This is a genomic window from Vibrio sp. TMPB1044 (assembly GCF_030442075.1).
Classification (GTDB): Bacteria; Pseudomonadota; Gammaproteobacteria; order Enterobacterales; family Vibrionaceae; genus Vibrio; species Vibrio satsumensis.
In genome coordinates this window covers 192,928-207,547 of the sequence record NZ_JAUJED010000009.1, presented here as the reverse complement: position 1 = coordinate 207,547, position 14,620 = coordinate 192,928, and the positions used below count along the sequence as shown (strand labels likewise).

Here is a 14,620-nt window from a genome sequence, read left to right as displayed (position 1 = left end):
TAACCCTTTTTCATTTCAGAACACTGAATCACTAACGATATGAGAGCTAACAGCATGCTAACTCATCAACTTCAAGAATTACTTGCCAGCAGTAATGGTTGCTAACTGTGGAATGTGTGAATTGCGAGCGTTTTCCGTTGATGTGTAGGTTTCTACAAATCGGTAACCGGCTTCTAAGCCCAATTCGTAATCGTGTAACAGATCCTCTTTATCACTCATTAGTGAACTCGATTTCAGCGGCTGACTTGGTGCTATCTGCACTACAAACGCATCATCCGGTGGAGAATTCAAAAAGTCTTGTGTCAGTGAGTAGGTTTGGTAATGCACCATCAGCATGTCAGCCAAGCCTGAATCAAACTTATCACCGATTAAATGACTTAAGCGATAGATATCATCCGCACCAAATAACCATCGGCCACCATTAAGCAGATCCAAATGCCCGCGGTCACGCTTTTGCTCTTTTGAGCGCATAATTTGTTGTTGGAAGAAAGAGGTCCAGTCGGTTTTCCACTGCTCCACTTTCTGTTGCCAGTGGCCTTGAACACTGTCGAAAGATTCACGAAACCATTCCAGCTCTTCGGCGGATATCGGTTTAGGTGCTTTTATTGAAGGTTTATTCACCTGAGAGCCCGCTAAATGTCCATCCCCTTCCTCTACCACGGGCTCAGTACGAATCACGACAATAGAACGAGCTTGTCTGCGCCATGCTTCTTGAACCGGTATACATGCTGATACACCACCGTCCACATAAGCACTGTCACCAATGAAAATTTCGTCATTGTACAAACGAGGAATGGCGCAGGTCGCAATCATCACTTTGTACCAGTCGTCGCCCAATAATGGGAAGTAGTGATCTCGTAAACCTTTAGAGTCCGTCACTGCCGCATAAAAATGGCGATCGCCTAACGTTTGTCGTCCCAAATCCAGATCGAGCTTATAGGGATAAGCCATAATTTGCTCTAAAGCCCATTCGAGGCCTAGATTCTTTCGGTGTCGTATATAAGAAAAAAGGTTGAAGAATTCTGGTGAGGTAGTGAGGTCGAGAACAAAAGAACGCCCAAGGCCTTTGTCACGGCACAGATAAGCGCATAAATTGAGGGCACCTGCTGAAGTACCGAAAAATTCGTCGAAGGGGTCAAAATTAGAAAGAAGAAAGGCATCCAGCACTCCCGAAGTAAAAATACTTCTCTGTCCGCCACCTTGAGCGACCAGTGCTGTTTTTCCAGCAATAAACTTAGCGTAATAGTCCAAGTCTATTGCTGTATCAATATTGGTTATAATCCCACTATTCATTATTCCCTGAGCACAAAAACTCAGCCTCGCAATAAATGGTATTAGCTACCAATCGCAATAAAGCCAAATGAAAGAATGATTGTGTAGATAAACGCTGTTATTTGTAGAGCATTTTTCAGATTATGGTCCATAGACACCTCTGGCTTATTATTAATTTGTCGAGTCTCTATTTAAGTACTATCAGGTGTGTGAAGTATCTTCAAGAATCGTTGAAATTAGTCGCACAATATTGATGTAACCATCACAATTAGTAAGTGTATGGACAAGGATATACTCATGAATAACAAAGCAAATATAATGGCACTGGTTACGCTTCTTTCCATTTCAAGCGCGAATGCTTCGCCGGAGATCATCATTACTCCGATGGTGGGTTATACCGGCGGTGGTAGTGTCGAAGACCAGGATGGAAAAACTTATGACATGAAAGGCTCTGAAAACTACACTTTTGCAATTGAAACGCCACTTGAAAAAGGACGCATCGGCTTTTTCTATTCCAATCAGAGCTCTGAGTTAGAAACACTCAACTTAAGTTCCTCCATCCAATACCTGCACTTTCAAAGCAGTATCTACTACCCTGCTTCTCCTGTATTGTCCGGCTATCTAGGGCTAGGTCTTGGGGCGTCTTACGTTGATGTTGACTGGGCGAAAGACAAGTATGGATTCTCCACCTCTATCTTTGGTGGTTTAGAATACAAATTTAGTGACCGCTTAGCTTTAAATACTCAAATACGCTGGCTAGGTACGGTTGTCGATAACGACACATCCGGTGTTTGTAGCGTACCGAGCACTGGGCAAGACTGCATTATCCGCTTTGATACCGATTGGATGAACCAATTCCAGGCCAATATCGGACTCAGTTTTACTTTCTAAGTCAACACCTGTTCTCAAGCGAAATGAGTTAGAAGAAAATCTGGATGTCTGATTTAACGACAAAGCCAGCTAAATGCTGGCTTTGTCATTATAAAAACGTTTTTTGGTTCGAGTTAGAACTTGTATGTAATACCCAGAGCACCGCCTACTTGCAACTCAACCCCTTTGTACATGTCGAGCTCAGGGTGAACTTGCGCGTAAGCATTCCAACCTTCATAGAAGTTCACCTTCACACCTAACGGCAAGCGTAAACCAAAGTCATCATTCCATTCAGCCCAAGCACCAGCGCCGACGTACCAGCTCAACGGAGCTTCAGTCTCGAACTGACCGCGCTTCCAGATGTAGTCAAATGCAGCACCATCATTGCCAATCGTAGCACGGTATTTCTGATCAAATTCCACAACGACACTCAGGTCTTGGTCAATGGCGAGTCCAACTTCCAAAGCTGGAGCTTCAGAAGCGTGGGCAAAAGAGGCTCCACTGCAGCACATAAGGCCGATCAAGTAACGATGTTTCATAATATTCTCAGACTGTGTTTAAAAAACGGTAGTTTACTGGAATAACAGCTAAAGGTGTCATCGCTAGGTAAAAGATAAAAGATATGAAAAATTTGAGAACGAACATCAGCGCATCGAGCCGAACGGTAACTCTCTGAGTTAAAAAAGATTAAAGACAGGAAAGTCTTTCATAAAGCAGAAAACAAAAAAGGAGGCCTTTCGGCCTCCTTTCAATTTATTGAATCAGAGAATTAACCGTTGTTACGGATCCACTCATCCATATCTGTCTTAAGGTTGTCAGACTTAGTACCGAAGATAGCTTGTACGCCACCAGCAACAACAACAACACCTGCAGCGCCTAGTTTCTTCAGTTTGTCTTGGTCAACAAGAGCTGTATCAGCTACAGCAACACGTAGACGAGTAATACAAGCGTCAAGACCAGTGATGTTCGCTTTGCCGCCGAATGCAGCAACTAGCTCACCAGCAAGTTCAGAACCAGTCGCAACTGACTCTTCTTCAGTCTCGTCTTCACGGCCTGGAGTTTTAAGGTCTAGAGCTTTAATCACAGTGCGGAATACGATGTAGTAAATTGCAGCGTAAGCAATACCACATACAACCATTAGGCCCATCTTAGACGCATTGCCAGATAGAACTAGGAAGTCGATTAGACCGTGTGAGAAAGATGTACCGTGTACAAAACCTAGAGTGTTCGCAAGAACGTATGCAGAACCAGCTAGTAGAGCGTGGATTGCGTACAGTACTGGAGCAACGAATAGGAAAGAGAATTCGATTGGTTCAGTGATACCCGTTAGGAATGAAGTCAACGCAGCAGAAGCCATGATGCCCATTACTTTAGCGCGGTTTTCAGGCTTAGCTGAGTGTGCAATCGCGATTGCAGCAGCAGGTAGGCCGAACATCTTGAACATGTAACCACCAGCTAGCTGACCGAAGCCATTGCCCGCTGCACGAGATGCGTCATCAGCAACTAGGTAACAAGTAAGAACACCATTTTGAGTTTCACCAGCAGCGTTTACACAAGTACCAGCTTCAAAGAAGAAAGGTACGTTCCAAACGTGGTGAAGACCAAATGGAATTAGAGAACGCTCAACGATACCGTAGATACCAAACGCCACTTGTGGGTTTTGGTGAGCAGCCCAATCAGAGAACGCAGAGATAGCGCCGCCAACTGGTGGCCATACTACAGATAGTAGGATTGCTAGACCAATCGCAGAGAAACCTGTGATAATTGGCACTGCACGCTTACCAGCGAAGAAGCCAAGGTACTCTGGTAGTTGAATACGGAAGAAACGGTTGAATGCCCAAGCAGCAACACCACCGACTAGGATACCACCTAGTACACCAGTATCGATTTTATCAACGCCCATTACACCAGCCATTACGCCAAGTGTAGCAGTCATGATGCCGTAACCAACGATAGCAGCTAGACCAGCCACACCATCGTTGTTAGTAAAGCCAAGTGCAACACCTACTGCGAACAGTAGTGCCATTTGACCGAATACTGAACCACCAGCTTGTTCCATTAGGTTTGAAACGATTTCTGGAATGAAAGGAAGATCTGCTGCACCGACACCTAGCAAAATACCCGCAACTGGTAAAACTGATACTGGAAGCATCAGAGACTTACCAACTTTCTGCAGGCTAGCAAAAAGGTTCTTAAACATGTTTATGCTCCTGATAAAGATAAAATAATTATATGGGTTCTAACGGCACACCCCCGTAGCCTATATGTTAGCACCCAGTGAAAATGTAACCATGTATTGCATTATATTTTCTGCCGCTAAATATATATTGATGGGGAACTAACTTTCTAGTCACTTACGAAATTTAGTTTCAAAACACGTCTTGGATCACATGTCAAATCTAGAAATGCAATGCTTTACAATTATTTAATTCATTGAAAATAAAGGGCATTTTCAATGAGACCTATTATTTTACTGGGTAAATAAAATAGGAGCTAATGTTATTTTTAGTAACAAAATTACAAATGTTATAAATAGCCATCTCAAGTTCAACATAATTAGTAAACATTAAAAAAAAAAGCATTTTTGGTGATCAAAAACACAAAAAGGGAGCTTTCGCTCCCTTTTATTTGTTTACTTCGTTTTTTATCGCAAAAAAAGTTTTTGATAATTTTTGGTTGTTTGTTCAGCAACCTCTTTCATTGACAAGCCTTTCAATTGTGCAATATAGGCTGCAACTTCTACAACATATGCAGGCTGATTCTGCTTACCACGATATGGAATTGGCGCCAAATATGGAGAATCCGTCTCGATCAATAGCCTATCGAGAGGAAGCTTCCTAACAACTTCTTTGAGTTCTGTTGCTTGTTTGAAGGTCACGATACCTGAAATTGAGATATAAAAACCTAGCTCCATTGCCGCTTCAGCGAACGCTTGATCTTCAGTAAAGCAGTGAATCACGCCACCACACTTCTCAGCTCCGCCATCACGTAAAATAGCCAATGTGTCTTCACGTGCGTTACGAGTATGGATGATCAAAGGTTTATTAAGATCAACGGCCAATTCAACATGCTGCTTAAATCGTAGCTGTTGTAGCTCTGCAGTCTCTGGTTGGTAGTGATAATCTAAACCTGTCTCACCAATCGCTACAACCTTGGGATTGCTCGCGTACTCACGCATTGTCTCTAGGCAGAAATCACTTTCAACATCGAGAGGATGAACGCCACAGGAGGCTTTGACGTTATCAAACGGCGAGATCATCTCGAGCATGTTTTCAAACGAATCTAGTGTCACACCGACAGAAAGCAATTGGTCTACATTGGCAGCCTTCGCCTTGTTAACCACATCTTCTACGCTGGTGTGTAAATCTTGGTAATCCAGTTTGTCTAAGTGACAGTGGGAATCTACGAACATGTTTCCTCGCAAGTGGCTATTAGCCAATTCATTATGAGTAGCTCCGTATTGAGCCCAGGGTGTTGCTTTAACTGCTCAATCAATATCAGCAGTTTATTCGATGCTGCATAAGCACTTTGGTAAGACATCACCTCACACAGTGCTTTTGCACTCGGAGTGATAGCCTGATTCGCCAAACCAAAATGCAGCTTCTGTACATCCGACAATAAATGCCAAAGCCAGCCAAGTTGAATTAATGGGTCTTTGCTAAGCTCTGTAGAGAACTTTAGCATGTCAGGTTGAGTGCCTTTTATCACATTCACAAAGCCATCGAGCGCTTTTGTTGATGCTTCAACGCCACCTTGCTCAAACATCGCTTTTGCTTTTAAAGGCGCGTTGTCATTGAGTGCTAAAATATACTGCGGTACCGCTTTGCCCACTTCCCCATCTAACCACGCCGAACCTGCCTCTAACTGCGGGCTAACCACGTTGAATTGCTGACAACGGCTGATAATAGTCGGCATTAAGCGATTACTGTTGCGAGTAGACAGAATGAAAATACACTTGCTTGATGGCTCTTCCAGAGTTTTCAGTAGTGCATTGGAAGCCGATTCGTTCATTGCTTCAGCAGGGTTAAGCAAGATAACGCGCAAACCACCTAACTGAGAAGACTCTTGAGCCCAGCGGTTGCTGGCACGCACTTGATCAACTGTGATCGACTTACCTTCTTTCTCTGGTGAGATCACATGAAAATCAGGATGACTGCCCGACTTCATTAATTCACAGCTGTGGCAAAACCCGCACGACTCGGTTTCATAATTCGTACACATCAATGCGTCGGTAAGTTGGTTAATCAACGCATCAACGCCGAGCCCTTGCGGCGCATTAACAATCACAGAGTTAGGAAAACGCTCCGCATCGAGACTTTTTTTCCACTCACTCCATACCGGTGTGAGCCAAGAATACACTTCAGCCATGACTACCTACTGTTTGTCGAGCCAAGCAGTTAGCGCAACTTTAATATCAGTGGCTACTTGCTCAATTTCTTGCTGCGCATTAATCACAAGTACAGAATCATCTTGTTCTGCAATTTCTAAATAGCGCTCACGCGTGCGGTCGAAAAATGAGATGTCCATTTTTTCAATTCTATCAAGCTCACCACGGCCTCTAGCACGCTCTAGCCCTACTCTAGGGTCTAGGTCCAAATATAGCGTTAGATCGGGCTTAAAGTCGCCTAGCGTGGTTGCTTTCAGTGATTCCATTGTCGTGCGTGCAATCTGACGACCACCACCTTGGTAAGCCTGTGAAGACATATCATGACGATCACCCAAGACCCATTTACCACTGTCGAGTGCGGGCTTGATGACGTTCTCTACTAATTGAACACGTGCTGCGTACATCAGCAGCAATTCAGTCATGTCTTGAAGCTTCTCGCCTTCGTGCTCTTCTTTAACCAATGAGCGCATCTTTTCAGCTAAGACTGTACCACCCGGCTCGCGAGTATTAACAATATCCTCGACACCCGACGCTTTTAATGTCTCAACGATGGCATTGATTGCTGTGCTTTTGCCAGCGCCTTCAAGGCCTTCAACCACGATAAATTTCGACTGATTCATAATTATTTCTTTATCTGTTTTTTCTTAATTGCTTTAAGTAAGCTCGCACTGCACGGTTATGCTCAGTCAAACTCTTTGAAAATACGTGACCACCTGTTCCACTCGCAACGAAATACAAGTAGTTGCTCTTCTCTGGATTCAACGCCGCGTTGATAGAAGCTTTGCCTGCCATAGCGATAGGTGTCGGTGGCAAGCCACTCATTGTATAGGTGTTGTATGGCGTTGGCGTACGTAAGTCTTTCTTACGGATATTGCCATCGTAGCTCTCACCCATTCCATAGATAACCGTAGGATCAGTTTGCAAACGCATACGCTTGTTCAGACGGTTAACGAACACAGAAGAGACACGCTCACGTTCTGACGCAACAGCGGTCTCTTTCTCAATGATAGATGCAAGAATTAACGCTTCGTATGGCGATTTAAGAGGCAGTTTATCCGCTCGATTTTCCCACTCTTCATTCACCACGTTCATTAGGTCTCGATGCGCCCGCTTCAACAAATCTAAATCAGTGGTGCCGTAGGTATAGTGATACGTTTCTGCTAAGAAAAGGCCTTCTAACTTTTCGTTTTCAATACCCAACTTTTCAGCAATCTCTTTTTCAGAGACGCCATCCAACGTTTGTTGAATGAATTCGTTGTCTTTTAGCTGAACAAGCCATTCGTCAAAACGACTGCCTTCAACAAAGGTAATGGTAAACTGGTGCTCTTTCCCTTCTACAAGCACCTGTAGCGCTTGCTCTAAGGTTAAACCCGGTTCAAGCAGGAAAGTTCCCGCTTTTACGTCTACAAGCTCAGGATGTAACTTACGGATTAATTTCTCGTAAGGAGAAGCCTCAAAAAGCCCCTCGTTAATCAACTGGGCTAGAACGCGGTTAAAGCTGCTACCTGAAGCAACAGTCACGACTTGTGGTTTTTCTAATTGAATAACTTGTTTCAAGTTATCTTGTGCTTGGTTGTAAACATAAAAACCAGCAGCACCGGCTGCGATTAAGCACAAGATAATAAAAATAAATAACTTTTTGATCACGAGTTTAGTTGTCCTTGAAGGCTACGAGTAACGGTTCCAATGTTAAATTGGGTATCACTAATACGGGTAACTGGGGCAACCCCTAAAATGGAGTTGGTCATGAAAACCTCATCAGCTTGCATGAGTTGAGATAAGCAGTAATCACTAATTGTAACGGAAAGTTCAGCTTGATTCAGCGCGGTTAACACTTGCTTACGCATAACCCCTGCTACACCACTTTGAGTGAGTTGAGGTGTGTATATCGCCTGACCTTTGCGCCAAAACAGATTGGCCATGGTGGTTTCAATCACATTACCCGAAATATCAAGAACCACACCATCCACTTCATTAGCTTGATCCATTTCATCTTTCATCAAAATCTGCTCAAGACGATTATTGTGCTTATGGCCAGCAAGTAGTGGGCTCAAACCTAACGCTTGATGGCAGATACCGAGTTCAACACCGGAGCCTTGCCACGCTGAATAATGACTTGGGTAATCAAAGGTACTGATGGTGATTGTCGGCTTAGCGATATTCTTGGTACTGTAGCCACGCCCACCCGCTCCACGGCTAACGTGCAGCTTGATCCCTGCTTTTTCATTATGAGGCTTGTTTGTCTTGTGGAGGTTCTTTGTTTCATGAAGACCGTTGTGTTGGATATGTTGAAGTGCAGTATCGAGCCAAAGACCAACTACATCCCAATCAAGAGCGGAAATACGTAGCGCTTTAAGGCATTCGTCGACACGGTGCTGATGATCATGAAAATGTTGTATCTCACCATCACTCACAAGCATTGTCGTAAAGCAGCCGTCTCCGTACTGAAACGAGCGGTCCAAGATATCGATAGTTTGCTGGCTTTCTCCATCAACCCAAAACATGTTTTTCCCCATAAAAAGAAACGGCTCAATGCTAAAGCATCAAGCCGTTTAAAAACAAGTCTAATTGTGACTATCTACGAGTGTTTACGTCTTTAATAAGATGATTAAATCTTTTTGAAGATCAAACAGCCGTTTGTACCACCGAAACCGAATGAGTTACATGCAGCATATTCCATGTTGCTAACTTCACGCGCAGTGTGAGGTACTAAGTCAATATCTAAGCCTTCTTCAGGATCATCTAGGTTGATTGTTGGTGGAACAATTTGGTCAACCAGAGACATTGCCGTGATGATAGCTTCAGCAGAACCAGCAGCACCTAGAAGGTGACCTGTCATTGATTTCGTAGAAGAAACCAATACTTGCTTGCTGCCTGCTTCGCCAAGAGCACGCTTGATGCCCTTAACTTCCGCTACGTCACCAGCAGGAGTCGAAGTACCGTGTGCGTTTACATAACCGATTTGTTCACCAGTAATGCCAGCATCACGCATAGCCGCTTCCATTGCTAGTGCACCACCTGAGCCATCTTCACTTGGAGATGTCATGTGGTAAGCGTCACCCGACATACCGAAGCCAACTAGCTCACAGTAAATCTTAGCGCCACGAGCTTTCGCATGTTCGTACTCTTCAAGAACCATCATGCCAGCACCGTCACCAAGAACGAAGCCGTCACGGCCTTTGTCCCATGGACGAGAAGCTTTTTGAGGCTCATCGTTACGAGTAGACAGTGCTTTAGCCGCACCAAAACCGCCCATACCTAGTGGCGTTGATGCTTTTTCAGCACCACCCGCTAGCATTGCGTCAGCATCGCCGTATGCAATCATACGAGCAGCGTGACCAATGTTATGTAGGCCAGTCGTACATGCAGTAGAAATCGCGATGTTTGGACCGCGTAGACCACGCATGATAGACATGTGACCAGCAATCATATTCACGATCGTCGACGGTACGAAGAACGGGCTGATCTTACGAGGACCTTTTTCAGTTAGAGCTTGGTGACCGGCTTCGATCAAACCAAGACCACCAATACCAGAACCGATAGCAACACCCACACGTGGAGCGTTTTCTTCAGTAATAGTTAGGGCTGAATCATCTAAAGCTTGAATACCTGCTGCGACGCCGTACTGGATGAACAAGTCCATCTTACGAGCATCTTTTTTAGTCATATACTCTTCGCAGTTAAAGTCTTTAACTAGACCTGCAAAACGAGTTGAGAAATTGGTTGCATCAAAGTGCTCGATATTAACGATACCACTTTGACCAGCTAGCAGGGCTTTCCAAGAAGATTCTACAGTGTTGCCTACCGGTGACAACATACCCATGCCAGTGACAACTACACGACGCTTGGACACGATTTTACACTCCGGGGATTGAGGTGATTTAAGATGAGGATAGATGAGTTAGATAAAACACAGGCGGTCGAGGTGACCGCCTGGGAGAGATTATTACTGAGCGCTAGTTACGTAATCGATAGCTGCTTGAACAGTAGTAATTTTCTCAGCTTCTTCATCTGGGATTTCAGTGTCGAATTCTTCTTCTAGAGCCATTACTAGCTCAACTGTGTCTAGAGAATCTGCACCTAGGTCATCAACGAAAGAAGCTTCGTTTTTAACTTCAGCTTCGTCTACACCTAGCTGTTCAACAATGATTTTCTTTACGCGTTCTTCGAGGTTGCTCATTTTTTCTTTTCCTTTACAGAGTTCGCTTTATGCGATGTTTTCCGTAGTTTATTCAATCTATTGAAAGTTGCAAGGTCAACTTTTCTGGTCAAACCACAATTTTCACGATTTTAACCGAAATTACGTATGATCTTGACTTAAATCATGCACAAATGTTGCACATAATTTACACCATGTACATACCGCCATTGACGTGAAGTGTTTCACCTGTGATATAAGCTGCCGCAGGTGACGCCAAAAATACCACAGCTTCAGCGATTTCGCGAGGGTCACCTAGTCGACCTGCTGGTACATTCGCCAAAGTTGCAGCACGTTGGTCATCATTTAGCGCTTTAGTCATGTCAGTTTCGATGAAACCAGGAGCTACAGTGTTCACTGTAACGCCACGAGACGCAACTTCACGAGCCATTGATTTAGTAAAACCAATTACGCCTGCTTTTGCAGCTGCGTAGTTAGCTTGACCAGCGTTACCCATAGTACCTACTACAGAACCAACGTTTACGATACGACCTTGACGCTTCTTCATCATGCCACGCAATACAGCTTTAGACATGCGGAAGATAGGCGTTAGGTTAGTATCGATGATGTCATTCCACTCGTCGTCTTTCATACGCATAAGTAGGTTATCACGAGTGATACCTGCGTTGTTAACTAGAATGTCAATCGCACCGAATTCATCGTTGATGGTTTTCAGTGTAGCAGCAATTGAGTCAGTATCAGTTACATTAAGAGCAAGACCTTTACCGTTCTCACCAAGGTACTCGCTAATTGCAGCTGCGCCGCCTTCAGATGTAGCAGTACCGATAACTTTAGCACCACGCTCAACTAAAAGTTCAGCGATTGCACGACCGATGCCACGGCTTGCGCCTGTAACTAGTGCAACTTTGCCTTCTAAATTCATCATAACTTCTCTATTAAGTGGTTATTACTTAGCAGCTTCTAGTGATGCAGTGTCATTAACTGCAGCAGCTGTCATAGTTTTTACGATTCGTTTTGTTAGACCAGTAAGAACTTTACCAGGGCCTAATTCAAGTAGCTTCTCAACACCTTGCTCGTTCATCGCTTGTACACCTTCAGTCCAACGAACTGGGCTGTATAGCTGACGAACAAGTGCATCTTTAATTTTTGCAGGGTCTGTTTCAGCAATAACATCAACGTTATTGATAACAGGCAGTGCTGGCGTGTTGAACTCTAGAGCTTCTAGAGCCACTGCTAGCTTGTCTGCTGCTGGCTTCATCAGTGCACAGTGAGACGGCACAGAAACAGGTAACGGAAGTGCACGCTTAGCGCCCACTTCTTTACAAAGTGCACCAGCACGCTCTACTGCCGCTTTGTTACCCGCGATAACAACTTGGCCAGGAGAGTTAAAGTTAACTGGAGACACAACTTCGTCTTGCGCAGCTTCTTCACACGCCTTAGCAATCGCTTCATCGTCTAGACCGATGATTGCGTACATTGCACCAACACCTGCAGGAACCGCTTCTTGCATCAGTTGACCACGTAGTTCAACCAACTTGATCGCTTCTTTAAAGTCGATAACGCCTGCACATACTAGTGCAGAGTATTCGCCTAGGCTGTGACCTGCTAGATTTACAGGTTGCTCTAGGCCAAGTTCTTGCCATACACGCCAAATAGCAACAGACGCTGTTAATAGAGCCGGTTGAGTGCGGAAAGTTTCATTTAGATTTTCTACTGGACCATCTTGAACCAATGCCCATAGATCGTAACCAAGTGCTTCTGAAGCTTCAGTAAATGTCTGTTTAACAACATCATACTGTTCGCCTAGGTCAGCAAGCATACCGATAGCTTGAGAGCCTTGGCCTGGGAATACGATAGCAAACTTGCTCATTGTAATTATCCTTTAAGCAAAGCAAAAAATTGAATAAGGCACATAAGTTATGTGCCTTGTTTGTTGATTATCGCTTGAGGTTAGAATTTAACTAACGCAGAACCCCAAGTGAAGCCGCCACCAAAGGCTTCAAGAAGAAGCGTTTGACCACGTTTAATTCGCCCGTCGCGAACAGCCTCATCGAGTGCTGTTGGCACGGTAGCTGCTGACGTATTACCGTGCTTATCAAGAGTAATAACTACTTGATCAAGCGACATTGTCAGCTTTTTAGCCGTTGCCGAGATAATACGGTAGTTCGCTTGGTGTGGAACTAACCAATCAAGCTCTGACTTATCCATATTATTCGCAGCTAATGTGTCTTTAACTAGCTTAGAAAGCTGAGTTACCGCCACTTTGAATACTTCGTTGCCTGCCATGTGCAGCCATTTGTCAGCATCACCGCCGCGCTCTGGTACTTCTAGGCTTAGAAGCTCACCGTATTTACCATCAGAGTAAATGTGAGTAGACAAAATACCTGGCTCTTCGCTTGCGCCTACAACCACCGCGCCTGCTGCATCACCAAATAAGATGATAGTAGAGCGGTCAGTCGGATCACAGGTTTTTGACAGTGCATCAGCACCAATTACCAAAACGTTCTTACACATGCCAGTCTTGATGTGTTGATCAGCAACAGACAGTGCGTAAACAAAACCAGAACACGCTGCAGCCAAATCAAACGCAGGGCAGCCTTTAATTCCAAGCTTACCTTGTACCTGACATGCCGAAGACGGGAATGTGTGGCTACTGCTGGTTGTCGCAACGATGATTAAATCAATATCTTCTTTGTCGATACCTGCCATTTCAATGGCATTCTCAGCAGCGTAAAACGCCATATCAGCAACGGTTTCGTTTTCCGCTGAAATACGACGCTCTTTAATACCTGTTCTAGCAACAATCCACTCATCGCTAGTCTCTACCATTTTCTCTAAGTCTGCGTTTGTACGCACCTGAGATGGCAAGTAGCTGCCAGTACCTAAAATTTTGCTATACATGAAGACTAATAATGCCTCTCGAGTAAAACCGCTTCCAAACGATCGCTAATGCGGCTGGGGACTTGTCGTTTGACCTCGTGTACTGCTTCACCAATTGCGTTGACGACTGCAGACACATCAGCACTTCCATGACTTTTAATGACAATGCCGCGCAATCCTAACAAACTTGCGCCGTTATACTGGTCGGGGTTCAAGGTTTTTAATTCAGTAAATAGCTCAGAAAACAGCATTCTGGCTATCCAACCCTTTATTGTTGAAGCCATCATGCGCGTTTTTAGCTTATCAATAAAGAGCTGAGCCGTACCTTCGCACGTTTTTAAGCAGACATTGCCCACAAAACCATCACATACGACGACATCAGCAGCATCTTGAAGTAATTGATTACCTTCAATATAGCCTATGAAGTTCACAGACTGAGTATTAGACAACATTTCAGCGCATCGTTTTACAAGGTCATTGCCTTTGATTTCTTCCGCACCGATATTCAAGATAGCGACACGTGGCGCGCGACCTAAATGTTGTTCCGCTAATGCACTGCCCATTACGGCAAACTGAAACAGTGAATCTGCGTCACTAGAAACGTTCGCCCCTAAATCAAGCATCCATGTACGGTTGCCAGAAGCAGTAGGCAAAGCTGAAACCAATGCAGGCCTATCAATGCCGGGAAGAAGTTTGAGTCTGAAACGAGATAGCGCCATCAGTGCGCCGGTGTTGCCACCACTCACACAAGCATCAGCCTGTGATTCAGCAACCAAATCAATAGCAGCACGCATAGAGCTACCCTGACTGTTACGTAAGGCTAGTGACGGTTTTTCAGAATTGGATATAACTCGATCACAATGCTGGATACTCAAACGAGAATCAGGCATTCGACCTAATGAAGATAATTGAGATGTGATCGCGTTTCGATCACCTATGAGAATGACTTTTAGCTCTGGGAAATACGACAGTGCCTGCACGGCGGCAGGCACTGTTACACGAGGACCGAAGTCCCCGCCCATTGCATCAAGCGCAACGGTTAGATTTTGCAA

General features: G+C 44.5%; 16 protein-coding genes. 1 reads left to right on the top strand and 15 read right to left on the bottom strand.

The features are described 5' to 3' along the window. Positions 1 to 78: 78 nt before the first annotated feature. Together QQ041_RS04725 and QQ041_RS04720 are read right to left on the bottom strand one after the other, a co-directional pair. Positions 79 to 1,293: a patatin family protein gene (locus QQ041_RS04725; RefSeq protein ID WP_285953217.1), complete on the bottom strand. Its 1,215-nt coding sequence runs from the start codon at positions 1,291 to 1,293 to the stop codon at positions 79 to 81. A 41-nt stretch (positions 1,294 to 1,334) separates the two neighbouring features. Beyond that, positions 1,335 to 1,424: a YnhF family membrane protein gene (locus QQ041_RS04720; protein ID WP_122053551.1), complete on the bottom strand. Its 90-nt coding sequence runs from the start codon at positions 1,422 to 1,424 to the stop codon at positions 1,335 to 1,337. A 145-nt stretch (positions 1,425 to 1,569) separates the two neighbouring features. Here QQ041_RS04720 and QQ041_RS04715 point away from each other — a divergent pair, with 145 nt between their 5' ends. Beyond that, complete coding sequence (locus tag QQ041_RS04715; protein ID WP_146492215.1) at positions 1,570 to 2,163, top strand: porin family protein; 594 nt, start codon at positions 1,570 to 1,572, stop codon at positions 2,161 to 2,163. Positions 2,164 to 2,276: 113 nt separating this feature from the next. Here the strand turns inward: QQ041_RS04715 and QQ041_RS04710 are convergent, their stop codons facing one another. The 13 genes from QQ041_RS04710 to plsX all read right to left on the bottom strand — a co-directional run bounded on the left by QQ041_RS04710 (position 2,277) and on the right by plsX (position 14,620). Then, positions 2,277 to 2,681 carry a hypothetical protein gene (locus tag QQ041_RS04710; RefSeq protein ID WP_146492216.1) on the bottom strand — a complete coding sequence of 135 codons (405 nt, stop codon included), beginning with the start codon at positions 2,679 to 2,681 and terminating at the stop codon, positions 2,277 to 2,279. 230 nt (positions 2,682 to 2,911) lie between these two features. Then, on the bottom strand, positions 2,912 to 4,342 hold the full coding sequence (ptsG, locus tag QQ041_RS04705) for a PTS glucose transporter subunit IIBC (protein ID WP_017062145.1): 1,431 nt from the start codon (positions 4,340 to 4,342) through the stop codon (positions 2,912 to 2,914). 444 nt (positions 4,343 to 4,786) lie between these two features. Then, entirely contained in the window at positions 4,787 to 5,554 is a 768-nt protein-coding gene (locus QQ041_RS04700) for a TatD family hydrolase (protein WP_285953216.1), read from the bottom strand. Then, the gene (locus QQ041_RS04695) at positions 5,545 to 6,510 is read right to left on the bottom strand and encodes a DNA polymerase III subunit delta' (RefSeq protein ID WP_285953215.1); all 966 of its coding nucleotides are present in this window, start codon (positions 6,508 to 6,510) and stop codon (positions 5,545 to 5,547) included. The genes QQ041_RS04700 and QQ041_RS04695 overlap by 10 nt, the downstream gene beginning before the upstream one ends. 6 nt (positions 6,511 to 6,516) lie before the next feature. Then, on the bottom strand, positions 6,517 to 7,149 hold the full coding sequence (gene tmk, locus QQ041_RS04690; protein ID WP_285953214.1) for a dTMP kinase: 633 nt from the start codon (positions 7,147 to 7,149) through the stop codon (positions 6,517 to 6,519). A 10-nt stretch (positions 7,150 to 7,159) separates the two neighbouring features. Then, positions 7,160 to 8,176, bottom strand: coding sequence for an endolytic transglycosylase MltG (gene mltG / locus QQ041_RS04685; protein ID WP_285953213.1), 1,017 nt, complete (start codon positions 8,174 to 8,176; stop codon positions 7,160 to 7,162). Next, entirely contained in the window at positions 8,173 to 9,033 is an 861-nt protein-coding gene (gene pabC / locus QQ041_RS04680; RefSeq protein ID WP_285953212.1) for an aminodeoxychorismate lyase, read from the bottom strand. The genes mltG and pabC overlap by 4 nt, the downstream gene beginning before the upstream one ends. Before the next feature lie 104 nt (positions 9,034 to 9,137). Further along, positions 9,138 to 10,382 (bottom strand): beta-ketoacyl-ACP synthase II, encoded by a 1,245-nt coding sequence (gene fabF / locus QQ041_RS04675; RefSeq protein WP_019821243.1) that lies wholly within the window; start codon positions 10,380 to 10,382, stop codon positions 9,138 to 9,140. Between the two features lie 93 nt (positions 10,383 to 10,475). Next, positions 10,476 to 10,709 (bottom strand): acyl carrier protein, encoded by a 234-nt coding sequence (acpP, locus tag QQ041_RS04670; RefSeq protein ID WP_004737381.1) that lies wholly within the window; start codon positions 10,707 to 10,709, stop codon positions 10,476 to 10,478. 166 nt (positions 10,710 to 10,875) lie between these two features. Beyond that, positions 10,876 to 11,610: a 3-oxoacyl-ACP reductase FabG gene (gene fabG / locus QQ041_RS04665; RefSeq protein ID WP_029235138.1), complete on the bottom strand. Its 735-nt coding sequence runs from the start codon at positions 11,608 to 11,610 to the stop codon at positions 10,876 to 10,878. A 24-nt stretch (positions 11,611 to 11,634) separates the two neighbouring features. Beyond that, complete coding sequence (fabD, locus tag QQ041_RS04660; RefSeq protein WP_285953211.1) at positions 11,635 to 12,558, bottom strand: ACP S-malonyltransferase; 924 nt, start codon at positions 12,556 to 12,558, stop codon at positions 11,635 to 11,637. An 80-nt stretch (positions 12,559 to 12,638) separates the two neighbouring features. Then, positions 12,639 to 13,589 carry a beta-ketoacyl-ACP synthase III gene (locus QQ041_RS04655; protein ID WP_010437276.1) on the bottom strand — a complete coding sequence of 317 codons (951 nt, stop codon included), beginning with the start codon at positions 13,587 to 13,589 and terminating at the stop codon, positions 12,639 to 12,641. A gap of 5 nt (positions 13,590 to 13,594) precedes the next feature. Continuing rightward, positions 13,595 to 14,620 (bottom strand): phosphate acyltransferase PlsX, encoded by a 1,026-nt coding sequence (plsX, locus tag QQ041_RS04650; RefSeq protein WP_017062152.1) that lies wholly within the window; start codon positions 14,618 to 14,620, stop codon positions 13,595 to 13,597.

Bases quoted from the DNA above. Each gene is read 5' to 3' on its own strand.
- QQ041_RS04725 (WP_285953217.1), bottom strand. From the start codon at position 1,293: ATGAATAGTGGGATTATAACCAATATTGATACAGCAATAGACTTGGAC.
- QQ041_RS04720 (WP_122053551.1), bottom strand. From the start codon at position 1,424: ATGGACCATAATCTGAAAAATGCTCTACAAATAACAGCGTTTATCTAC.
- QQ041_RS04715 (WP_146492215.1), top strand. From the start codon at position 1,570: ATGAATAACAAAGCAAATATAATGGCACTGGTTACGCTTCTTTCCATT.
- QQ041_RS04710 (WP_146492216.1), bottom strand. From the start codon at position 2,681: ATGAAACATCGTTACTTGATCGGCCTTATGTGCTGCAGTGGAGCCTCT.
- ptsG (WP_017062145.1), bottom strand. From the start codon at position 4,342: ATGTTTAAGAACCTTTTTGCTAGCCTGCAGAAAGTTGGTAAGTCTCTG.
- QQ041_RS04700 (WP_285953216.1), bottom strand. From the start codon at position 5,554: ATGTTCGTAGATTCCCACTGTCACTTAGACAAACTGGATTACCAAGAT.
- QQ041_RS04695 (WP_285953215.1), bottom strand. From the start codon at position 6,510: ATGGCTGAAGTGTATTCTTGGCTCACACCGGTATGGAGTGAGTGGAAA.
- tmk (WP_285953214.1), bottom strand. From the start codon at position 7,149: ATGAATCAGTCGAAATTTATCGTGGTTGAAGGCCTTGAAGGCGCTGGC.
- pabC (WP_285953212.1), bottom strand. From the start codon at position 9,033: ATGTTTTGGGTTGATGGAGAAAGCCAGCAAACTATCGATATCTTGGAC.
- acpP (WP_004737381.1), bottom strand. From the start codon at position 10,709: ATGAGCAACCTCGAAGAACGCGTAAAGAAAATCATTGTTGAACAGCTA.
- fabG (WP_029235138.1), bottom strand. From the start codon at position 11,610: ATGAATTTAGAAGGCAAAGTTGCACTAGTTACAGGCGCAAGCCGTGGC.
- fabD (WP_285953211.1), bottom strand. From the start codon at position 12,558: ATGAGCAAGTTTGCTATCGTATTCCCAGGCCAAGGCTCTCAAGCTATC.
- QQ041_RS04655 (WP_010437276.1), bottom strand. From the start codon at position 13,589: ATGTATAGCAAAATTTTAGGTACTGGCAGCTACTTGCCATCTCAGGTG.